A 22,539-nucleotide genomic window follows, 5' to 3' on the forward strand; every position below is an offset into this window, starting at 1 on the left:
TTTTGTTTGATAAAGAGCAGCTTAGAACGCCTTATCCCATACTTGCGCGACTTTCAGGATTGAGGGCCCGACCGCAACGATGAAAAATGATGGCCAGATACAGAAAATGGTGGGGAAAATCATTTTTACGCCCAGTTTTGCAGCCTTCTCCTCTGCCGCCTGCTGGCGCTTATCCCTGAGCTCTTCCGCGTAGATTTTTAGTGTCTCCGCGATTCCCGTACCCAAACGAATACTCTGGGTAATGGCTCCGTTCAAGCCGCGGATGTCCTCCAGCCCTGTCCGTTCGGAAAACTCCGCCAGAGACCTTTCAAGACTAATACCTCCACGAACCTTTTTGCAGACCAGGTCAAGCTCATGGGCAAGTTCGAAATGACTCAGTTTTATTTCACCGGCCACCCGCTGCAACGCTCCCATCAGCGTCAATCCGGACTCACAGCAAACCACAAGGAGATCCAGCGCGTCAGGAAACCCCCTGCGCATCAGGCTCTTTCGATTCGAAGCAATTCGATCAAGGACCAAACTCGGAAGCAGAAAGGCAATACCGAGGAACCCAGCAACAGCATACATCGTGACGGCTTTTGACAGGTCAGGAAACGCCCGCAAAAAGACGTACACCGCCACCAGACTGAACAACACTAAAACGATTCTAACCCCGTTGTAGATGGCCAGCGCTGAATCATTATGGAAGCCAGCCTGGATCAGAGTACGCTTGACCTCATCGCCACCGATCGAAAACGACCCGAGAAACGTTTTCTTGTGATTAAACGTGAGACTGCCCTCAAGCCGTCCCTTCAGCTCTTGCTGGTATGACTCACCCTGACTCACCAGAGCGCCAACCCGCTTACTTCGCGGAGAATAAACACCCGAGACAAAATATTGAACCGCAATGGCAAGACTGAGCCCAGCAACACCCGCGATCACATAAATGCCGAACGCAGAATAGGTTTCGTTCTGAGTAAAGTCATTGATTAAGCCAACTAGAAAATCCATAGGTCATACATCCAAGCGAATCAATCTACCCAACCAGAACACACCGGCCCCCATTCCCAGAAACCCGTAAAGCAAAAGCTCTCTTCCCTGCTCCGTGCCGGTGAGTTCCTGCGCATAGTCAGGGCTGGTCAAGTAAAGAAATGCAAACAGTGCGATGGGCATCAGAACCAGAACCCAAGCCGACATCCGCCCCTCAGCTGAGAGGGTTTTGACTTTCCGCTTGAAGGCAAACCGCTGGCGAATGATTTTAGACAGGTTTTTAACATTTTCAGCCAGATTTCCACCGGTTTCCTTTTGAACGATCACCGCGCTGCTGAAGGCCATGGCGGACACTGTCGGCACCCGCTCAACAAAGAACAGCAACGCGGCCTTGACGCTTTTCCGGTAATTTATGTCATTGAAAATCTTAAAGAACTCTTCAGCAATAGGCCCCTCAAGTTCCTCATACGTCATTTTTATCGCATCTGGAAAGGCATGACCTGCCTGCAGACTTCGCCCGATAATTCCGAGTGCCTCGGGAAACTGTTCTTCAATTTTGTCTATGCGCTTGGCAAAGCGCTTGTTAAGGCTGGTGTAAAAGGCAGCGGGAATTACAACGAACGCAATCGCGGCAAGCCCAATCGAGTTCTTCCAGACAAAAACACCCACAGCCGCGAAAGCTGCCAACAGTAGGGCCTTGGCAATGTATCGATAGCCCAAATCGTCCGAGCCGGACTGTTCCAGGCGCAGGGTGATATTTGCGATAAAGGGGAGTGCTTCCAGCTGACGTCCCCAGGCACTGGCCTTTTCCAGCCTATTCTTTCGGAATACCGATATTTCTGCCTCTTTTCCGCCACGCTCCTCGCGAATGGCCTCAAGGCGCTCTTTGATGTATCGAGTGTCACCACGCTGGGGACGATAAACCGGCAGCATCAGTGCCTGTGACAGCAGAATGACGGCCACGAACACACTGAGCAGAATCATCAAATCCACAGACATTTTGTGGGCCTCCCTTAAAAGCCGAAGTCCATTTTCGACTCGAACATACCAATGGGGATTTCGACACCACAGCTCGAAAGCTTTTCATGAAAATGCGGAATCACACCAGTGGCGCCGTACTCCCCCAACACATTGCCCTGCTCATCCCTGCCCTTTCTCTTAAAAGCAAAGATTTCCGAAAGCGTAATAACCTCTCCCTCCATGCCACATATTTCTGAAATGCTGACAACGCGCCTTCGACCGTCTTCGTGCCGCTGCAGCTGGACCACCAGGTCAATCGCCGAAGCAATTTGAGTACGAATATTTTTCACCGGGATATCCATACCCGTCATACACACCATATTCTCAAGTCGGCTGAGTGCATCGCGGGGGGTGTTGGCATGCAATGTGGTAAGGGAACCTTCATGACCCGTATTCATGGCGGTGAGCATATCGAGCGCCTCCCCACCCCGAACTTCCCCAACAACCACCCGGTTCGGGCGCATCCGCAAACAGTTCTTTACCAGATCCCTGGCGTTGATTTCCCCCCTGCCCTCAATATTGGGTGGACGGGTTTCGAGGCGAACCACATGTGGCTGCTGGAGCTGTAATTCAGCAGAGTCTTCTACCGTGATTATTCGCTCATCAGAGGGAATGTAGCCAGACAGGATATTAAGAAGCGTGGTCTTCCCGCTGCCTGTGCCGCCGGAAACCAGAACATTCAACTTCCCAACCACAGCCGCATGAAGTAACTGCCCCATCGCATCAGACATGGAGCCTCTTTCAATCAATTGCTCCGCTCTCAGTTTGTCTACGGTAAACCGGCGAATGGATAGCGCAGGCCCGTCTAAGGCCAGAGGACCAATGATTGCGTTGACCCGGGACCCATCCTTCAAGCGGGCATCCACCATGGGGCTGGATTCATCGACACGCCGCCCGACGCTGGACACGATTTTGTCGATAATGCCGAGTAAATGCTGATTATCATTGAACCGGAGCGGGAGCCGCTGAAGTCGGCCAAATCGCTCGACGTACACATTGTCGAAGCCGTTGACCAGAATATCTGAAATGCTATCGTCCGCCAGCAAAGCCTCCAGAGGGCCAAGCCCAAGCAACTCGTCATTGATTTGATTGATTATTTTCTCACGGGCAACACGATTAACCGGACGGGGATCGGCATCCAGTAACTGGTGACATGTCTTGGTGATCTGGTCCCTGGCACTGGACTCTTCCACATCGGATAATCGGGAAACATCCAACAAAGGCATGAGTTTTTCGAATAATTCGAGCTTGACCGCCTGCTCCTGATCGGTAAGCACGTGTCTTGCGTAGTCGCTACCGACATTTTCCATTGTCCCCATCAGACTCCCTCCTGCGAATACTTCCATGTCTCGTTCTCCGGCTCGGATCGCGCGTTAAGTGACGGTCAGGCTCAACCGAACCACCGCCGCCAAATAGATTTTTGGGGCTGCTGGTCTTTCCCGAACTGTGCCTGCTGGGCGATTTCCTTAATTTGCTTGGTTATCCCCTTTTTGGGGGCAATCACAGACAGGGGTTTTCCTTGCTCCATAGCCAGACTGGCCAGTTTGTAGTCATTCCGTACCGTCACGATCTGATCCGTTCCGAGCGCCTTTTCGATTTCTTCCAACTTCAGACTGTTGGGATTCTTGAGGTATCGGTTCACGACGACCTGCATTCGCTCTTTCGGAATGTCCAGCTCACGCACTGCGTAGCGAATCAGATTGGCAGCGTCTCGCAGACAAACCACGTTGTCCTGCACGACGATGAAAATATTATCCGCCTGCTTCAGGACAGGTAGTGACCAGTGCTCTGCCCCGCGGGAGAGATCAAAGACAACGGACTCAAAGGAAGTACGCAATTTGAAAAGTAAGGTTGGAAGCTGAGAGAAGTCGAAATGATTCGGCCGCAGCATCCCAAACGGCGCTGCTGGCAGGAGCGCAATACCGGAAAACTGGCTCATCAGCCCTTTGATTGCCGAATCATCCAGTGAGGAGGCCTCGCGCAGGGCATCCTGAAAATGATACTCGGGGGCTCCTTTAAGCATTGCTGACTGACTGGCATTAAGGTGGTCGCCGTCTGCCAACGCCGCCTTACCGCCGGTCATCAAGGATAACTGGTCTGCCAGCGACATACTTAAAAAGCTTGCCCCCGAGCCGCCCTTGGCATTAATGACCACATTCAGTGGCGCCAGCTTCACTTCCGTCACGAGATGGTCAGCAATGCTGTAAATGGCCTGAATCAGGTCATCCAGATCTTCCGGCTTGCCTGATACGAAATCGATTACGCCCGCTCGCAACGCGCTGCGGGTGAGCTCCGGTGTGACATTATTGCCGATCACAATACAGTTCTTTACCTGGGGTGCCAGCTCTTGCACAAGGTGCAAGGCATGAGCCGAATCGTCAGGCATATGCAGAAGAACCGTCTGATGATCTTGAAGCTGTGACGGATTCAGGTGTTTAAATCCAGCATGGGTCACGGTGAGGTTTGGAATCGACTCAAGCTCTCTGGCCGTCTCCCGCGCAGCTTCCGGCTGTATCGCAATAACAAGGACAGAAACAGGAACGGCCAGAGGAACCCGAGGTTTGATTTGATTCTCGGCCTTGCTTTGCAAAGGCTGTACGATCAGGTCGTTCACAGTTCTCTCCTTATAACTGCTCATGCACACACCGTCATGCCGAAACGGGTCGCCCCAAGGCTCTCTCTTGGCAAGGTTGTCGTAAAACCAGGAGCATTCAGGGTGATGAAAAAGCCCGGAATAATCAGTTGATGCTGGTAGTTCTCAACACTCGCAGAAACAAGGTCAATCTGCATTGCCGTATTCGCAACTGCCCCGTTTTCTGCGAGGTAGCGGATATTAAGGTTATTCAGTGTGAGGCCGGTCACAAGCTCATCCATGCCATCAAGTGCGAGTGCTTTCAGGCCATCGGGCGCTTCGGGGACGACTTCGAGGTCAGGCTGGCACACCACCGCCAAACGCGCTGCCCGCCGGGAAACCTCTTCAAGGGTATTGAAAGTAAACATTAAGCGCCCTGTTTCAAATGCCGCGAAGATCATCACCAAAACGACCGACGCCACGATCGCAAACTCGACGGCATATACTCCGCCCTGCTTTTTTAGAGCGTATATCTTCTTCATAGCACCCTCATCGAGAGGTTAACGTCCATATTCCATGACAAGGATATTGGGTTACCGTAGAAGGCTGGTATTGAATTCCCGAAGATAGGCGTCCAGTCGTAATTGACCTGTACAGTAACTTGCTCTGAGACCGGATCCACGCCAATTTGAACATCGTCCTCATTCAGTCCAGGTAAAATTGACTCGGCACCATCAGCTGGCTGGGCAGTCGAGCCATAGACTATCAATCGAGTGGCGGCAGATCGAACCGCATCGGTCACGACCACATCCCCGAGACTGCCCGGTCGCGCCACATTAATGAGGTATCGAGACGCGTTTCGGGCGGCACCGTACAACTCATGATACTGATAGAACGCCCGCCCCAACTCCGCAAAGGCAAAGAACAGCAAGAACAGCAACGGCAAAACCAGAGTCGCTTCGATCGCGGCCAAACCACGTTGACGCCTCATGGAATGTTGAATAGTCGCCGTCATGAGTCATTACTTCCCGGGTCACGATACAAAACGATTGTATAGGGCCCATTCTGATCAACCGCATCAACGACTGCCGGGCCAGTGCCACTGCAATCCTCAATAAACTCTCCAATCACAAAAGCTTCATTTCCTTTCTGGATGACCTCCTGCATCAGGAAAAAACAGGCCATACCTTCGAACGCAAGATTATTCTGTCCGTTAGCTTCGCCATCACACTGCCCAACCAGTATCGTAAATTCCCGCCGAGCACTATTTCCGTCCTCCCTCCACGATTGGGCCGGATTATGGGGACAGGAATATCCCTCTCCACTTAGACTATTCGAATAGGCATCTGCGTAATCCGCATAGCGGTACAGGGAAGGAGAATCGGCGTTATCAACGAGCGCACCACTCTCCTCGTAGACCACTTGTCCATCGACAACATCAAGCGGTGCGCCCACACACACATCTTTGTCCGATGGATGATCCGTCGGATTAACGGTGCCATTGGCATAGCGACCCAGACGGGTATTCATACCCGTTGCAACGGGGCCCACAGTATTTCCCGGCTCGGTTTCAATATCTTCGTTGACCGTTCCCGGTCCGAAGCAGGTTTCCGCCCCTACTGCCGCGCCAGCCATGGCATTCCGGATATCCGCCCCGCCAGTTAAGCCCGGAAGCCTGGCCAGCTGAAAATTTCCATCTCCGATTGCACTATCTGTGTTGCTGCTGATCTTCATCTGCATGATGGTGTTATTGGGATATCCGGAAGGGGTGCTGGGGTCCCCTCCCTGGCACACCACCATCGGCAAAAGGTTATTGGAGCAGCTGAGCAAGGGCGTACTGGGACCGGCCACCGCGGAAGCGCGAACGGGAAGCTCATTAAAACCCGCAATACCTGCGAGAAAGGCAGGTTGCCCAATATCTTGCAAACGCACCCGGACATAGTCAGCCGCCAGGTCGCCGGTTGGAATGAAAGGGTCTGGCTGGAGGGAAAATTCCACCTTGAGCTGATCGGTAACATCGGGCCCATCAAACGTCGCCCCGGCCAGATCAATCTCATCTCTTAACGCCTCGTAGTCATCGGAGGCGAGTACGTTAGTCAACATCGTCACGACTTCCCGACGTACCGCAGCGTGATCTGCTCCCAGGTCACGCTCCTTCGCCGCATGGAGCGCCGTCGCATCAACGGCATTCTGTAGCCGAGCCTTGTTAAGGAATAAATACCCACCGTCCAGCGTCAACGCACCAACAGCTAAAATGGCCGCCAGAGAAACCGTCACCAGAATGGCAACAGCACCACGCTGTCTTTTGGTGTCAGGATACCGATGGCATTGTTCGACGATCATCCTTTCTCCCTTTCCCTGGAGTAGAGACCCTAATACGGCGCGATCGGACGCTTCCTAGTCTTCACCGATCGCCAGCGTTTTCCCACGAGCAGATGCTGGCGGATACGTGGATTTTTCATAGTTCGTTATGACTCGGGAGGTGACGTTTCCGTTCAACGTGTGAACTTTTCCGGCATTCCGGTACTCCGCTCCGGGATCCAGAATTTGGCGCTGCTTCACCTCAGCAATCGTGCCACCAAGTTCAACTTTCTCCAGAACATTGTTGTTGCTGCAAGCGGTTAGAAAGACAGCGATACAAGACAATAAAATAGGCTTGTTCATTTAAGTTCCTCCTGAGCGCAATTTACAGCGCATGTCCGTATTTATTGCCTGTACCAGCCATTTCAGCCGCTCGCATGCCGGGTTGCACCGCCGAGGATGATGCCCCACCAGTGCTACGCTGCCCCGAATCTCCCTCAGTTTCGCGTTTAAACATTCGGCCGAGCAGATAAAACTCCAAATCAGTGGGCGGCACAAAGCCATCCGTCGGCAACTGCAAGCCTTCGCGGGTAATCGGCTGGGCCAGTCGAGGAGTAACAAGAATAACCAGCTCGGTTTCCCCATTCAGGTATTCCTCACTGCGGAACAACTGTCCAAGAATAGGCACATCGCCCAATCCAGGTAATTGATTAACAGACTCACGAACGCGATTGCTGAGCAAGCCGGCAATAGCAATAGTCTGCCCGTCAGCAAGCTCAACCGTAGTCCGAGCGCTTCGCTTCACAATTGACGGAGTAATAATGGTTGCAGTTGTCCCCGTGGGCGCGATCCCTACCGCATTCGCATTACTCAGCTCACTGACCAGCACATCGAGGTTCAGATTAATATTTCCATCCCCAAGAATTGTGGGAACGAATGACACACCAACACCGAATTCCTTGTAAGAAATCTTTATTCCGTCATCATCCGGCACCGGCACGGGGAACTCGCCACCGGACAAAAAGTCAGCCTGTTGACCACTCAAGGCTGTAATGTTGGGCTCGGCCAGAACGCGAGCAAGCCCCTGTTCCTTGGCTGCATCGATAGCAAAATCGTAGAGAAAACTGTTGGTCACGTATGAGCCGAAGATTCCGAATTCACTAATCAGGCCATCCCCACCAATAAGCCCTCCCAGGAAGTTGCCGTCCTGGCCGACCAAGGCAAAGTCACTATTGAGCCTGTGGGCGAGCTCCCGCTGAACCTCAGCCACGGTGACTTCCAGCATCACCTGCTGGCCGCCGCCAACTGACATCATATTGAGAACTTCGCTGTTAGCGTCTTCTCCACCGGCCGCGAGTGCATAGCCATCGGCGAGGCGTCTTGCGGCTTCCATACGCTCCGGGCTCGATACTTGGCCTGACAGGACCAAATGCCCCTGAGAACTGAGCACGCTAATATTTTCGTCCGGCAGGAAGCGATAAAGTTTGTCTTTCAGTCCATTCAGATCGTGGGTGACTTCTATATCGATAGAGTCAACCAGGCGATCGTTTTTATCCCAAACCAGGATGTTAGTGCTTCCCAGTCTCTTTCCCACAACGTAAAGCTCAGAGCGTTCGGTCACCAGAATGTCTGCGATATCCGGATTACCCACAGACACGCGGGCAGGTGTACTTTGAATCGGAATGGTTCGGGACTTGTAGATGGGAATAAGGTTGACCGAAACCCCCAGCCCTGAACCGCCACCAGCCCAGGCGGGGGTGAAATACAGCCCCGCAACCACAACCATCACAGCCGCCTGGAAAAATCGCGCAAGCTGATTCTTTGAACTTCTCCACAACGAGTTATTCATAGCTACTTCTTCCTAAAGTTTGGTGCACATCCTCAGTCCACGGTGACGGTTTGCATCGAAACACCACGAATCACTTCAATCTTTCGTTTCTCGTAACTGGGTGCCAGCCGGCGAGGCTCCACAGCCGCAACCACAGGTTCCGGTTTCGCCTCAGCCAACTCTACCGCGCTCTTGTCGTTGGGATTCCGCAGAGCGAGCTGAATACTGCCCCGACTTCTGGCGTTCATCAGCACCTCGGCCTGTTCCAGGGAAACTTCCAGAGTGACAGCCCTCACCAAAATAGGCTTGTTGGCATCGGTTCCGGTCACCTGATCGACGGCCAGCACCTTTAGATTACTGAGAACAACATCCGTAGATGCGTTCTCCCGGGAACTGCGAGTCATCAACACATCGACTCGATTACCCGGAAGAAGAAAACCGGCAACCCCCACAACATCGTCAACCCGGATGGTGACCGCACGCATGTTGGATTCGATCAGACTGGCCAGAACACTTCCTTCCCCCTTTTCCGCCAACTTTTCGGGGCGAACGAAATCCCCTTCCAGCATCGGGTGCCTGGCCACTTTACCCACAACCGCCTCCATGCTCTGACTCACATTCTTCGGCGCCATAGACCGGGGAAAGCTGCGTACAGAGAGATGCTTCTGCTCCAGAACCGTTCCCGCCGACACAGACACAGACATGGCAATGGCCTGCACTTCATCCACCTTGACGTCTTTCGGCCGATTATTATCAAGCCAGTTCTTGGCCATGAATACGGCTATGCCCGCAAACAGCACCGACAATACGGTGAAGCCTAGTGATCGAGAATTCATCATGATCCGCCCTCCTCATTGAATGTGGCCACAGCAGCCGGAAACGGACAGCGACTGGCTTCCACGAAATAGATATTCCAGGCTCGCTCGAGCAGCTCTGGTTCAATAATGCTGGATAGTTCGTTAAACCGAATTTGATCTGACACGATGGAAAGCAGGTCCCGAGGATGAGACGGAAGCATGTCTACCTGATTCGTGGGGTAACACTGCTGAACCAACCACCGGCCAAGATGATATTTGTCATTGAGGCCCATCACACGGCATTGCTGCTGCCAGATTGCAACAAACGCTTCATCATCTATGGCTTTGAATTCAATCTTGTAACCCAGGCGCCTAAGGAAGGCCGGATCAAAGATGTCCTGGGGGCTGAGGTTGGTGGAAAACAAAAGGTTCTGCTCGAAGGGCACCTCAAAGTGCGCCCCACTGGGTAACGACAGAAAATCACGAGCCTCTTCTAAAGGCACGATCCATCGATTAAACACCTCCTTGGCACTGATTTTCTGTCGGCCAAGATCGTCAATCAAAAGCACGCCGTTATTGGCCAGAAGGCCAATGGGCGCCTTGTGAAGCCTTGCTTTTGGGTCATGACTGATGTCGAGCATAGAGAGCTCAAGCTCCCCTCCCACGACCACCAGGGGGCGATGGCAGCGATACCAGCGGGGATCACTGACTTGCGCAAAAAGATCGTCGTCTCGAAAAGTGCTATCAATTCTCTGGTGTATCTGAGGATCAAAAATCTGCACGATTTCCCCACCCATCTCTATGGCATGGGGAATCATGACCTCGTCACCGAAGAGACGATTCAGCTGACGACAGATAAAGCTCTTTCCCGTGCCAGCGGCACCATAGATCAACACCGGGCGCCGGGAATTTATGGCAGGACCGATCTGATCGATCAAATCGGGCTGCACCACCGTGGTATCAAAGACTTCCAGCAGGCGTTGACGGCTGACAGCCTGACGCCGACTGGATTGCTGGATACAAATGCGACGGTATTCCTCGAGAGGAACAGGGGCCTTGCCAACATAGCCGCTCAGCTCAAGGGCCTGACGCGCCTGTTGCCGCCCCACAGCGCTCAGCGCCACTCGCATTTGACCTTGCTCGCTGTTTCGATTTTCAACCAGGCTGTTGGCTTTGGCCTCTGCGACCAGTTCAGCAATCACGTTGCCGCTGAGCCCCATCAACTCGGCCAACAATTTGATGGAAGCCACTTCGCGCTTTAACAGGTGCTTGAGCAAAAGACCCCGAAGCAACGGGCCAGGCAAACTGGTTTCGGAAACAGTATGAGGCGTAGGAAGGGACACCGCAGGCGGGGCACCAACTGGCTCAGTAACCTTGGATTCTTCTAGCTGAATTGACTTCAACGGCAAGCTCCTTCCAGTTGGAGCAATAAAACCTAGTCAAAAATACACACCATTAATTTGGAGCAAACTTCTGACTTCCCTTGTGCATCGGGCCTGCTTACCCGATCTGTAATACATAAAACAGCCATCCCAGCGCCAGCGCAGGCGCGTAGGGCACCCTCACGCCTGCGATTTCAGAACTCTCGGGCGCAATGTAGGTACGAAAAGCCGCCATCATCCGGTAACGTTTGAGGGTAACCAACAAGGGCTGCCACCCCATCCGAAGGGTTGCGATCAAAGGCGAGGTAACAGCCCCGAAAGCAATCCCGAGCGCGGAAATCATCAGTGCCTGGACAGGATCGTAAAAACTGCACACAGCCATCATCAACTTAACATCGCCCCCGCCTACCCACCTGAAGCGGAAAAGTGTGCCAAATATAAACAAAGCACAGAGTGCCCCCCCCAGACCGCTTAGCATTCCAGAAATACCCGACGAGTAACTCTGGAATACCAAACCCATCAAAAGACCTACAACAGACAGAGCATTCGGAATTTTTTCCCGAAAAATATCGCTCGTCACAGCGAGCAAAAAAATCACCAAAACTACCTTGAAAGAAATTGATTCCACGCCGCCTCCTGACTAAAAACGCCCAGCCCAGAATTCCTGGGCTGGGGTTTCGCCAAAAACTTAGCTTACCGCGTCAGCAAGTTCGCCGATTCTGGCCGTAGCCCGACCCCCGAGCAACTGGAAGGCACCAACCATTCCACCAACAACCAAACCACCTGCAATTGCGTACTCAACCGCAGTCAAGCCATCCTCATCCTTCCACAGAGCCTTCAGAAATTCTTTCATTTTTTGGTCCCTCAAAATGTAAAGCTAGATACAAGATGCTCGAATTCAGGCTCGAGCCACATCCCTGAGTACCGCTGACGCCAAACGCCAACCTCACTTTAAACTTAGGGCATGTATCTTTTTGTTACAATCGAAGACAGCTCCAAACTGTGACACGTATCACAATCTACCTAAGATGCTTTCCCGTATATGTCGTTCGCCACCAGCACGCTTCCCGAGGTGTCTACCCAAACTGGCATATACACAAAATGGACGGAAACGTCGCTTTCAAGGGCCTCATGCCAATCAGGCTGTTTTTGAAAGGAAAGCCCCCGGTATCTCCCAGGTTGTTTAAATATCGCATCGACTAGGGACCCAGCATCGGCCACCCTGACACACCCATGGCTGAGTGCCCGCCGGGACTCACCAAAAAGTTGCTTCTGCGGAGTATCGTGTAAGTAAATGGCCTGAGTCTGTTGCAGGTTAAAACGAACCCTGCCCAAGGGGTTGTTGTTGCCGGGCATCTGTCTGAGCACATAACGGCCAAGGATCCGGGTATTTTCATGCTGCCAGAAGTCTTCCCAGCCCAGAGGCGAAGTAACGTTACTGGCATCGAGCGGAAACAGTTCGAACCCGCGCTTCTTGAGAGCAAAAGGGTCTTTTTGCAGTAAGGGCAACAACTCTGTCTTCAGTATGCTGACCGGTGGGGTCCAACTGGGATTGAAAGTAACGCTTCCGAAACGGCTGTTGAGCCTTGGTGTCGGGCTGTCGGGCTTCCCGACGATGACGGGCATGACCAACTCAACCCGACCCGCCTCGATAAATAGCAACTCGAAATGCGGAATGTTCACCAACACAGTTCGATCAGGCATACGTTTTGGCAACTGCAGCCACTGCCTGAGACTGTAACGCATGGCTGGGAGCGGATTACCTCTGAATTTCAGGTGGCGAAGGGTGTGCTCATCCAGGTGACCGCTGACGTCGAGATTGTGCTGTCTCTGGTAATCTTTCAAGAGAAGCACCAGGGACGGATCCCAGACCGTTCGCTCTTGCATTCCCGGTGGCAAGGCATGGTCGAGAATATTTGCCAGGTAGGTTCGAAAGACCGCCACCTCTGGGTGTGACTGCCCGAGGCTTAACCCGGTCAGCAACCCGAACTCCGGCAGTGGCACTGTCTGACGGCGTATCTCGGCGGAGATCGCCTTCCGAAGGCGAGAAAAACCGGCGTATTCCGGTGTGAGTTCGTTAACCAGTTCGGGTAGGCGATGCTGCTTTATCGCCCTGGACAATATCTCGTCTGGCGACGGCCCATTTCGTTCGGACCGCAATTCGGCCCTCAGCGCCAACACCTTTTTGGTCGCTGTGTTTATTTCTTCTTCCGATGGCGTTTCAATGTCAGCGGAAAGAACCCCCCAATCTTGCAGCAAGGATACCCATTGAGGGGTCAGGTCGGTGAGTTCGGGGGAGAGCCATCCATACTGGTCAGTGAAGGGGGGACTGGATTGATCCGGCAACTGTATGGCACTGGCCTTTGCCGCAAAAAGCAACACTGCCAACAGCAGCCCTGCCGTGGTTCCGAATCTACCCATTATTGCTTCCATCCCTGGCGCTCAAGTGCCCGCTTAACAGGCCTAATTTGCTATCAGGTTAGTCAAAAAAACCGTCAGCGTTGACGATCAACCTCTCAAATTTTGGTTCTCACTTCGTCACATCCCGGTTCAAGCCCCTGCTGATAGGCGTATACGCCGGTTCTGACCGGAACCGGGTTCGCCTTTCAGGCTTCAGAAGGCCTGAACACAACAAACCCCGGAAACCGGGGTTTGTTGTGTTCAGCGTGAGGGCCGAAGTCAGGCCAGAACTTCACCGGACTCTGGAGCGGTCTTGTTATAAACCGTCTCGTCCAGCTCATTTTCGCTCTTGCTAACGAGTACCGACACCATCATATCGCCACACACGTTTACAGTGGTGCGCGCCATATCCAGGATACGGTCGATACCGGCCACAATGGCGAGGCCTTCCATCGGCAGGCCGACAGTGGTCAGAACCAGTGACAGCATGATCAGGCCCGCGCCCGGAACGCCGGCAGTACCGACAGACGCCAGAGTAGAGGTGGCAATGATCAGCAAGTAGTCAGTAAAAGCAAGATCCACACCGAACGCCTGGGCAATAAAGAGCGCACAAACACCCTGATACAGAGCGGTACCATCCATATTGATGGTCGCACCCAGTGGCAGTACGAAGCTGGAAATTCCCTTGGACACACCCATTTCCTCACGGGCGGCCTTGATAGTCGCCGGCAGGGTGCCGGAGCTGCTGGTGGTGGTGAACGCCACCGCCGCAGGGTTAACCAAACCCTTCAGGTACTGCATCGGGTTCAGACGGCCAACGGTGCTGACCAGTAGGGAGTAAAACACCACTACGTGAACCAGCGCGCCCAGATAAACAGCGCCTACCACTTTGATCAACGGCATCAGGATATCCATACCGTATTTGCCAGCAACCCAGGCCATCAGGCCGAAAACACCGTAAGGTGCAAGCTTCATCACCAGCTCGGTAAGTTTGTACATACCTTCGGCCAGGCCCTCAAATACCTTGATGGTCGGCTCGGCTTTCTCCCCCACCAGGTTCAGGGAAATACCAAGGCCCAGGGCGAAAACGATGATCTGCAGAATGTTACCTGCCGCAAGCGCATCAACCGGGTTTTTGGGAATCATGTTCAGCAGGGTTTGAACCAGTGACGGCGCATCCTGGGCGGCAGGGGCGGCTGCGTCAACCACCATGTTCACACCCGCACCCGGAGCAACAATGGCACCCAGACCCAGGCCAATGCTGATGGCCACAGCGGTGGTTCCGAGATACAAAGCGACCGATTTAAGACCTATGCGGCCCATCTTTCGGGTGTCTTTCATGGAAGTGACGCCAACGATCAGCGAGCAGAACACCAGCGGCACAATCAGCATTTTGATAGCGTTGATAAAAAGGGTTCCGATGGGCTTCAGAACTTCTGCGTCCGGCCCCATGACAGCGCCGACGATACAGCCAAGAACCATCCCGATCAGAATTTTCTTCCAGAGAGCCATATCACTCCAGAAGCCAGCGCTAGACTGTGTTTGCATGGTCTGTTCCATTGCGATTACCTATTTTGCTACTAAAAAACAGGCTGTGAAGCAGCAAACGCAATGCCAACTCAACAAAAATCACAATAGGTCATTGAAAATAAATCAAAACTCCATTCAGATCATTTTTTGGTCGGAACTCTACTAGGGTATAACCAAAAGAATAGAGATTAAGAAAAAATCAACCAATCATAAAAATAAATCAGAAATACCAGCACCTTACGACCACCGTATTCGATCAGTTATAACCTTACTTTAGTTATAGGGGCTACCGTGGCGATGCGAGCCACAGCTCAAGGCTGACGAAAGGGTTCTTTTCTTTCCAGCGCTGGCCAGCTAACCACAGGGTTATGACGATGAGTCCTCTGCTTTTTTCTTGAGTCTCTTGCTCAATGCAGGCTGTGAAATACCGAGCAGGCTGGAAGCAATCGACTGGTTGCCCTGCGATCTTCGCATGGCCTCGTCCACCAGCATATCAGCCATTTCCTGGAGGGTTGGTAGCGGTTGATCCGGGCTAAAAAGGGCCACGCTAGGCTCGCTCGTTACGTCCCGACTGATAGAATTCTGGTCGAGGGCGCGCCGGAAGCTATCCATCGACAAGACCCCGGTTCGATGCTGACTCATGGCATCGTACGCCAAGGCCCGCAATTCCCGGACATTGCCGGGAAAACTGTAATTGTCCAACAGCACTGCCAGCTCCTTGGGCACTGTCGGCTTACTCTTCTCCAGCTCTGTCGCCGCCTCAGCCAGGAAGTGATCCAGCAACAATGGAATGTCACCCTTCCTCTGGCGCAGGGACGGAATCTCAACCTGATGGATTCTCAAGCGGTAGTAAAGATCTTTCCGGAATTCACCAGCAAGCTGTTTTTGTTCCAAGTCGCGGTGTGTGGCAACGACTACTCGTGCACGGATACGCTTGGGTTTATCGCTACCCAGGGGATAATACTCCCCTTCCTGAAGTAACCTCAGCAGCTTGACCTGGGAGGCCATGCTCAGGTCCCCGATCTCATCCAGAAACAGGGTGCCTTCACCAGCCTGTTCCACCATACCCTCCCTGGCCTGGTCAGCCCCGGTAAACGCTCCACGACTGTGGCCAAAAAGGGTATCTGCGAACACGTTGTCGTCCAGCCCCGCCACGTTAACGCACACCAGCTTGCCCGGCCGGTTACTGAGCTCATGAATGGCATGGGCGATCAGTTCCTTGCCTACGCCACTCTCTCCGGAAACCAGCACGGGCTGGCCACTGGGTGCCACCGACTCAAGGTACTGGAACACCGAGCGCATACCTTTGTCCCTGGTAATGATGGGGGAAAACACCTCGGGGCGTTCGAGCGTATCGGTCAGGAACTTTCTGCGCATTGCCTGATTCTCCAGGCGCATTTCCTGCATCTCGACAGCGCGGCGCACCCCCTCAATCAGCCGGTCTTCTTCGGTCGTTTTGACAAAATAGTCGAACGCGCCGAGGCGAATGCAATGCACCGCCTTTTCGACCTGGTTCAGCCCACTGATGATGATCACCCCGACACCCGGATGCTGCTCGGTGATTTGCTTCAGCAGTTCCTCCCCCGAGATATGGGGCATGGTCAGATCAAGCAACACGAGGCCGATAGGCTCCCGGGCAATCATCGCCAGAGCATCCCGACTGTCCTGGCAGCGATACAAGTGGTTGTAGCCGCCCCGCCGCTCCAGCACCATACTCAGACTGCGCAGAAAAGACGCCTCGTCATCCACCATCAGGATGCCGAATCCCGGATTGCGGTTGGCGGGAGTGACTGAAGCGCTCATGGTTTTACCGGCAGCGAGAGAATCGCCCGTGTGCCCTTGCCCGGTTCCGACTCATATTCCAGCCGACCGCCGTGGTCTTCCAGGATATTGGCTGATATCGACAGACCCAATCCCGTTCCCCCTTGCTCGCGCTTGGTGGTAAAAAATGGATCAAAGATCGCAGACAGATGATCCGGATCTATTCCCTTGCCCTGATCGGCAACCTCCAGCCGAAGTTCCCCAGGCTTTGGCAAGAAACGTGTTATTACCCGAATCCCTTTTTCCGGCGATTCCAGTGCCTGGCATGCGTTCACAATAAGGTTCACAATGACCTGCTCAATTCGCTGGCTGTTGCCCGAAAACTCTGGCAGGTCCTTTCCATAGTCCACTTCAAAGTGATCGGTAGAGCGGCGAATGGTGTTATCCAGTAGTCGAACAGAGGTCGCAACGACCTCATTAAGATCAACGGATTCGTCCAGGCTGGACGTACCCTGACGGGCAAAATCCCGCAAATCATCCACAATCCCCCGAATACGCTGGGTGCCTGCCAACATATCATCCAGCATCATGGGAATTTCTTCCCGCATCCGGCTGTAAGCCAGACCAGCTACGTAAAAGTCCCCGTGGGCATCGTAGTACTGGTCCAGAACCTCCTCCAGATCATCAAAGCTTTCTTTCAGCACGGGCAAATTCAGCAGCAGCAAACCGCAGGGATTGTTGATTTCGTGAGCCACTCCGGATACCAGAATTCCTAGGGATGCCATCTTATCGGCCTGAATCAATCGTTGCTGCTGCAGTTCAAGCTCGGCAGTGCGACGCGCCACCTCCCTCTTCAACATCCGGTTCCAGACGATGCTACCGCCCAGCACCAGCAAGAGAAGGGCGGACAGCACACCCGCCGCCAGACCAACTTTCTTCCAGTCCATGCCTGGCTGCTCAAGAGGTCCCAGCCACTTATCATAGATCGCCTGCTGGCGGCCGGTGTTCTTCAATATGGCCAGCCCCTCGCTGAACTGGGCCAGCACGGCCCGATCCCCCTTGGGCACCGCATAACCATAGTCCAGCGCGGCGAAGGGTTTGCCTGCCGCATAGATATTGGAGAGTTCCAGTTCACGCTCCAGGTACAGGCCCGGGAGATTCGCTACCAGCGCATAGTCGTGTTGCCCTGAGGCAAGCAGACGCAAAGCATCTGCGTGGGTTTCCACTGTGACGGTTCTGGCTTCCGGCACGTTCTGGGCCAGGTAATCCTGCATGATGCCGCCCGCTTGTACGATCACCGATTTACCGGCGAGCTCGGGCAGTGCCTCAATCGGATCATCGCCCTTGCGTGCGAACACGGATTCATTGATGACAGCGTGAGGAGGCGAGAAATCATAACTGTCCAGCCTGCGCTCAGAGAGAACCATGCCCTGGAGCACGTCGATCTCACCTTTATCAAGGCGCGCGCGCATTTCCTCCCAGGGCCCAAGGCGAATCTCAATTTCAATCCCCATGACCTCAGCAATGGCACGGGTCAGCTCGGTGTTGTAACCATCGGGCTGGCCCTGCTCATTGATAAATTCGTACGGGGGGTAATTATGGTCGCCACCAACCACGAGTATTCCATTACCTGAGGGCTTGTCGGCGTGGCTTATATTCGCCGTAAACAGCCATATCAGTCCCACCAAAAGCCAGAATCGAAACTTCACTTCCGGCCCATCGCCGCGAGCATGCGCTCCACTGCCTCTATGTGCTCCGGCTCATTGTGACTCATTCCCTGAAAACAGGCACACACCTCCAGGAAGTCTTTCAGCTCCATTCGCTGGGCCATTTTCATCAAGCGCTTGGTAAGCCGGGTGGCTTTCGGGGGTTGGCGAGCAATCTGGTTGGCGAGTTTGAGCGCCTCGGGCATCAGGTTATCCGGCGGAACCACGCTCATCACAATGCCCAACTCTTTCGCCTCGACAGCCTGCACGACACGACCACTGAAGGTCAGCTCCGCTGCCAGCTGGTAACCGATCAGGCGCTGCAGGAACCAGGCGCCCCCATCGCCCGGGATGATGCCGAGATTGAGGAAGGTTTCGCCGAACGAGGCACTTTCCGATGCGATGCGGATATCGGCCATGTTCGCCAGATCAAACCCGGCACCAATGGCCGGGCCATTCACCGCCGCAATAATGGGCACTTCGACGGCCTGCATGGCCAGAGGGATGCGCTGAATACCTTTGCGATAGCGCTCGGCGCATTCGGCTACGTCTCCGGCAAAATCCCCGCTCCGCTCAGCCATGTCCCGGATGTTTCCACCGGCGCAGAACGCAGAGCCAGCCCCGGTGATCACCAGCACCGAGACCTCTTCGCAGCCGTTCACCCATTCGGCAGTCGCTACGAGATCGTCAATCAGATGCGTGCCCGTCAGGGCGTTGCGCACATCATGGCGATCCAGCGTCAGCAGGGCTACGCCCTGCTCCAGGGTCAGAAGCGCGTCGGTCAGCGGCGGTAACTGGGTCATGATCGGGACTCTCCTTCGGCATTGGTGGAACGGGAAGACTGATCCGAGCTATCGGATTCCGAACTGCCGACATGCTTTGGATTCAATTCCTGCTCCACCCATTGAACCACCTCCTTTTGGTCCCGTCGACGCACCAGTTGTTCCGAGTGGATGTTCTGCGGATACACGCAGGTGCCGTTGCGCTGCCGAAGATGGAAACGGCGCCGGACACCGATGGGATATTTGCTGGGCCCGTGAATCATGGCCGCACGAATCTCGAGCGCCTGTACGCTCTCCCTCCAAACTTGGGTTTTCACCCGCCGGGAATGCACTCGGTCGACATTCCCTGATGGCGGCAGAATACAAACCTAGGTTTCGTCTGCTAACGCAGAATACAGTCGCGGCTGAGCTGCTGACTCAGTTCACGCCGCTGCCGCCGCAAGGTGTTTCCCCTTTTGTTGGTATAACCGGCCCGGAGCTCGGACTGTATGTTGCTCAAACGGCGCCGGTATTGTTCACAAGCCTGCTGGCGCCTTGCTCGGGCTTCTGAGAGGTCACTGTCACTGGTCGGCGCGGCTTGAGGCCGGGCGGAAAGCAGATTGCGAACATCGTCCCGAATCCCGCGGACGCGCCGTTCCTGCTCAAGGTTTTCGGACATGGGCACAATCGAGGGCTGCCCCATCCTGAGCTTTTGATGGCCCTCCGTATCAGGAGGCCGATCCGAGAAATGCGCTATCCCCTCGCGATCTGTCCATGAATAAACCTCCGCCTGTAACGACGCACTGTAAATGCCGGCAAAAACGAAACACGCCAGTATCCTTGGCATAACTATCCACTCCCTGTGGTTTCTTTTCGTACCAGCGCAGTATAACGAACCCGGCAAATCCCCTTTGTGGCACCGGCAGCATTTGAGCACTCGCCCATTTAGGACTACTTTTTAAGTATTAATTTGCAGAGGTGCGAATTATCAAACTGTGGCCCGACCAGCAGGATGTTGAATACCGGCCGGCCCAATAAGAGAAATGTAAGTTCAGTATCCATACCAACGATAGGGAACGTCGATGAACAGAATTATCTGGAGTGTTAGTGGTGCGCTTGCGGTTTCCGTTGCTCTGTCAGCCTGTGGGGGTGGCGGCAGCAGTGGCTCTGGCGGTGGTGGAGGCGGCTCCGGCGGAGGGGGCGGCGGAACCGATACCGTGGAACTGGTCGACGGGGATTTTAAGTTCTCTTCAACAACAGGTTGGACATACCAGAACCCGGATGCCGGTGAGGATGCAAAACGCCTGGAAGAGGGGTGTTTTGACAGCGATCGCTATTTCGAGTCTGACAATTTCCTCGTGTATTCGAATCTCACGACCCACTCGGACGAAGATTACAGAACGGCCGCCAGCAAGGCCCAGGACGCAATGGACCGGGTTCTGCCGCAGTTTGGCATGGACTGGGATGCTTTCCGGGCGATGAAGAGGGTCGTCAGTTACAGCGATATTGATCAGTTTGCCATTGAAGCAAGCCAGCTTGGCTTAAGCACAGCTGAACTTGCCACCTATTTTCCGAACATTGAGGATGGCACCGAAACACAGCAGCAGGCATTTATCTATAACACCCTCATCAACGAAGAAGACCCAGCCGCCGTTCTTTCTGTTATCAACCAGTTCATTGCGGATAACCCGGACATAACGGAGCCAACGCCGATTTACGACAAAATCCAGATATGCGCATCCGGCAACGATCGCATCGGCAGATCATCAAGCAGCGGGATCAAGATTTCTCCGGACTTTGCCAACGATGTCTACCGCCACGAAGCAATACATTTGATTATTGATCAGGTATCCCAGTATCCCGCGTTCTGGGCCAAGGAAGGTCAGACACACACGCAGCTGGGCGAGGGGGCTCCGCCGGTTGTGGAGGATCCCGCAAGCATCAGTGAAAACATAATCAACGCTAACGAGGCTGAACCCGAGATACTCAACAAGTTCAAGTACGCTTATTTGGAGCTCTTGACCGTCACTGGCAATGACCTTGATAAGATCATGGACTGGTATCGGAAATCTTCCAATATCAAGGCCGAGTGGTTAGTCCCTGATGGGACCGGAGAGCCCATCTCCGAGGAAGAGATCAAAGAGGGAGTCAAGGAAGCTTTCGAAGGTGCTATCGGAGTGAGCTACCAAGAGTTCTTCAGCAACCTGTAAAACCTTAATCAAAAAATAACAAAGGCCGGAGGTTCATCTCCGGCCTTTTCGTTTATGGCTCAGTGCAACAGCCAGTCCCGCGCCCTACTGATCCAGCAATTCTATCCAGTGCTGAACCGGCACCCTGGCTTTGGTTTCCAGGTGCATCTGGCAGCCAATGTTGGCGGTCACGATGCGGTCCGGATTATCCATGGTCAGGGCGTCCAGCTTGTTGCTCAGCAGCTGCTGGCTCATCTCTGGCTGCAGGACGGAATAAGTACCAGCCGATCCGCAGCACAGGTGCTTGTCACGGGTCTGGGCCAGGTCAACGCCGGCGCTGGTCAGCACCTGTTCCACCACACCGCTCTGCTTCATGGCGTGCTGAAGGGTGCATGGGCAGTGGAAGGCAACCTTGCCGGGATTCTGGCGAATCTTGAGCTTGTCCAGGTCCTGCTTGAGCAGGAACGCACCGATGTCGGTGCACAGTTCGCTGACTTTCTTCGCCTTGTCTTTGTAGGCAGGATCGTCTTTGAGCAGGTGTCCGTAGTCCTGAACCATGGCACCGCATCCGGAGGCCGTCATAACGATGGCCTCAGCCCCGGCTTCGATGGCCGGCCACCAGGCATCGATATTCTGGCGCATGCGCTCAAGGCCCAGTTCGTGTTCGGACAGGTGATAGTTCACCGCCCCGCAGCAACCAGCCTCCGGCGCTTCCACCATGGTGATACCCAGCTTGTCGAGTACCCGTGCTGCTGCCGCGTTGGTGTTGGGCGTGGCCGTCGGTTGGGCACAACCAGCCAGCGCCAGCACCTTGCGCTCGTGACTGGCCGCCGGCCAGGGGCTCGCCTGTTTCTTCGGCGGCACTTTGGTACGCAGCTTCCCCGGCAGGATTGGGCTGAAAAACTGCCCGAGCCGGAGCAACGCACCAAACAGCTTCCGGTTGGGAATAACCCTGCCCAGCGCCCAGCGCATCCACTTATCCGTACTGGAACGAGGCAGCTCTTTTTCCATCAACCCACGGCTGATGTCCACCAGCCGGCCGTACTGAACGCCCGACGGACAGGTGGTTTCACAGCTTCGGCACGTCAGGCACCGATCCAGGTGCTCCCGGGTTTTCTCGGTAACCTCCTCCCCCTCGAGGAACATCTTCATGAGGTAGATTCGGCCCCTGGGACCGTCACGCTCATCGTTCAGCTCCTGATACGTCGGGCAGGTTGCGGTGCAGAATCCACAGTGCACACAGGCACGCAGGATGGACTCGGCTTCCTGGCCTTCGGGAGTATTGGCGAATTGTTGAACGAGATTAGTTTGCATCTTACTCCT

Annotated in this window: 22 protein-coding genes; 1 reads left to right on the plus strand and 21 read right to left on the minus strand. The window is 54.2% G+C overall.

Annotation, left to right across the window (positions count from 1 at the left end):
- Positions 1-21: 21 nt before the first annotated feature.
- The 20 genes from K8I84_RS09055 to K8I84_RS09150 form a co-directional block, all read right to left on the minus strand.
- Complete coding sequence (locus K8I84_RS09055; protein WP_223794421.1) at positions 22-990, minus strand: type II secretion system F family protein; 969 nt, start codon at positions 988-990, stop codon at positions 22-24.
- 3 nt (positions 991-993) lie between these two features.
- A complete protein-coding gene (locus K8I84_RS09060; protein WP_223794422.1) occupies positions 994-1,902 on the minus strand; it encodes a type II secretion system F family protein in 909 nt (302 codons plus the stop codon).
- Positions 1,903-1,982: 80 nt separating this feature from the next.
- The gene (locus tag K8I84_RS09065; protein WP_411722667.1) at positions 1,983-3,308 is read right to left on the minus strand and encodes a CpaF family protein; all 1,326 of its coding nucleotides are present in this window, start codon (positions 3,306-3,308) and stop codon (positions 1,983-1,985) included.
- Between the two features lie 71 nt (positions 3,309-3,379).
- Positions 3,380-4,603: a CpaE family protein gene (locus tag K8I84_RS09070; protein ID WP_223794423.1), complete on the minus strand. Its 1,224-nt coding sequence runs from the start codon at positions 4,601-4,603 to the stop codon at positions 3,380-3,382.
- A gap of 20 nt (positions 4,604-4,623) precedes the next feature.
- Entirely contained in the window at positions 4,624-5,103 is a 480-nt protein-coding gene (locus K8I84_RS09075) for a TadE/TadG family type IV pilus assembly protein (RefSeq protein ID WP_223794424.1), read from the minus strand.
- Entirely contained in the window at positions 5,100-5,576 is a 477-nt protein-coding gene (locus tag K8I84_RS09080; RefSeq protein ID WP_223794425.1) for a TadE/TadG family type IV pilus assembly protein, read from the minus strand. The genes K8I84_RS09075 and K8I84_RS09080 overlap by 4 nt, the downstream gene beginning before the upstream one ends.
- Positions 5,573-6,904 (minus strand): Tad domain-containing protein, encoded by a 1,332-nt coding sequence (locus tag K8I84_RS09085; protein ID WP_223794426.1) that lies wholly within the window; start codon positions 6,902-6,904, stop codon positions 5,573-5,575. The genes K8I84_RS09080 and K8I84_RS09085 overlap by 4 nt, the downstream gene beginning before the upstream one ends.
- A 54-nt stretch (positions 6,905-6,958) precedes the next feature.
- Positions 6,959-7,225: a hypothetical protein gene (locus tag K8I84_RS09090; protein ID WP_223794427.1), complete on the minus strand. Its 267-nt coding sequence runs from the start codon at positions 7,223-7,225 to the stop codon at positions 6,959-6,961.
- 22 nt (positions 7,226-7,247) lie between these two features.
- Positions 7,248-8,711 (minus strand): type II and III secretion system protein family protein, encoded by a 1,464-nt coding sequence (locus tag K8I84_RS09095; protein ID WP_223794428.1) that lies wholly within the window; start codon positions 8,709-8,711, stop codon positions 7,248-7,250.
- A 32-nt stretch (positions 8,712-8,743) separates the two neighbouring features.
- Positions 8,744-9,529: a Flp pilus assembly protein CpaB gene (gene cpaB / locus K8I84_RS09100; protein ID WP_223794429.1), complete on the minus strand. Its 786-nt coding sequence runs from the start codon at positions 9,527-9,529 to the stop codon at positions 8,744-8,746.
- Positions 9,526-10,890 (minus strand): AAA family ATPase, encoded by a 1,365-nt coding sequence (locus K8I84_RS09105; RefSeq protein ID WP_223794430.1) that lies wholly within the window; start codon positions 10,888-10,890, stop codon positions 9,526-9,528. The genes cpaB and K8I84_RS09105 overlap by 4 nt, the downstream gene beginning before the upstream one ends.
- A gap of 97 nt (positions 10,891-10,987) precedes the next feature.
- Positions 10,988-11,497, minus strand: coding sequence for a prepilin peptidase (locus tag K8I84_RS09110; protein ID WP_223794431.1), 510 nt, complete (start codon positions 11,495-11,497; stop codon positions 10,988-10,990).
- A gap of 60 nt (positions 11,498-11,557) precedes the next feature.
- Positions 11,558-11,722, minus strand: a complete 165-nt coding sequence (locus tag K8I84_RS09115; RefSeq protein ID WP_223794432.1) for a Flp family type IVb pilin — start codon at positions 11,720-11,722, stop codon at positions 11,558-11,560.
- A 170-nt stretch (positions 11,723-11,892) separates the two neighbouring features.
- Positions 11,893-13,302 carry a L,D-transpeptidase family protein gene (locus K8I84_RS09120; protein ID WP_223794433.1) on the minus strand — a complete coding sequence of 470 codons (1,410 nt, stop codon included), beginning with the start codon at positions 13,300-13,302 and terminating at the stop codon, positions 11,893-11,895.
- Between the two features lie 246 nt (positions 13,303-13,548).
- Complete coding sequence (locus K8I84_RS09125; RefSeq protein ID WP_223794434.1) at positions 13,549-14,817, minus strand: dicarboxylate/amino acid:cation symporter; 1,269 nt, start codon at positions 14,815-14,817, stop codon at positions 13,549-13,551.
- A 348-nt stretch (positions 14,818-15,165) separates the two neighbouring features.
- Positions 15,166-16,602 (minus strand): sigma-54-dependent transcriptional regulator, encoded by a 1,437-nt coding sequence (locus tag K8I84_RS09130; protein ID WP_223794435.1) that lies wholly within the window; start codon positions 16,600-16,602, stop codon positions 15,166-15,168.
- Positions 16,599-18,269, minus strand: coding sequence for a transporter substrate-binding domain-containing protein (locus K8I84_RS09135; RefSeq protein ID WP_223794436.1), 1,671 nt, complete (start codon positions 18,267-18,269; stop codon positions 16,599-16,601). Before K8I84_RS09135 ends, K8I84_RS09130 begins: the two co-directional genes overlap by 4 nt.
- Complete coding sequence (locus K8I84_RS09140; RefSeq protein WP_223794437.1) at positions 18,266-19,069, minus strand: enoyl-CoA hydratase-related protein; 804 nt, start codon at positions 19,067-19,069, stop codon at positions 18,266-18,268. Before K8I84_RS09140 ends, K8I84_RS09135 begins: the two co-directional genes overlap by 4 nt.
- Entirely contained in the window at positions 19,066-19,365 is a 300-nt protein-coding gene (locus K8I84_RS09145; RefSeq protein ID WP_223794438.1) for a hypothetical protein, read from the minus strand. Before K8I84_RS09145 ends, K8I84_RS09140 begins: the two co-directional genes overlap by 4 nt.
- 65 nt (positions 19,366-19,430) lie before the next feature.
- Positions 19,431-19,874, minus strand: coding sequence for a DUF4124 domain-containing protein (locus tag K8I84_RS09150; protein ID WP_223794439.1), 444 nt, complete (start codon positions 19,872-19,874; stop codon positions 19,431-19,433).
- 235 nt (positions 19,875-20,109) lie between these two features.
- Here K8I84_RS09150 and K8I84_RS09155 point away from each other — a divergent pair, with 235 nt between their 5' ends.
- Positions 20,110-21,237, plus strand: coding sequence for a hypothetical protein (locus K8I84_RS09155; protein ID WP_223794440.1), 1,128 nt, complete (start codon positions 20,110-20,112; stop codon positions 21,235-21,237).
- Positions 21,238-21,321: 84 nt separating this feature from the next.
- Here K8I84_RS09155 and glcF read toward each other — a convergent pair whose 3' ends face one another.
- Positions 21,322-22,530, minus strand: a complete 1,209-nt coding sequence (glcF, locus tag K8I84_RS09160; RefSeq protein WP_223794441.1) for a glycolate oxidase subunit GlcF — start codon at positions 22,528-22,530, stop codon at positions 21,322-21,324.
- Between the last annotated feature and the right edge of the window lie 9 nt (positions 22,531-22,539).

Origin of the sequence: Marinobacter sp. F4216, from assembly GCF_019931195.1 — a bacterium.
In the GTDB taxonomy this organism is placed as follows: Bacteria; Pseudomonadota; Gammaproteobacteria; order Pseudomonadales; family Oleiphilaceae; genus Marinobacter; species Marinobacter suaedae.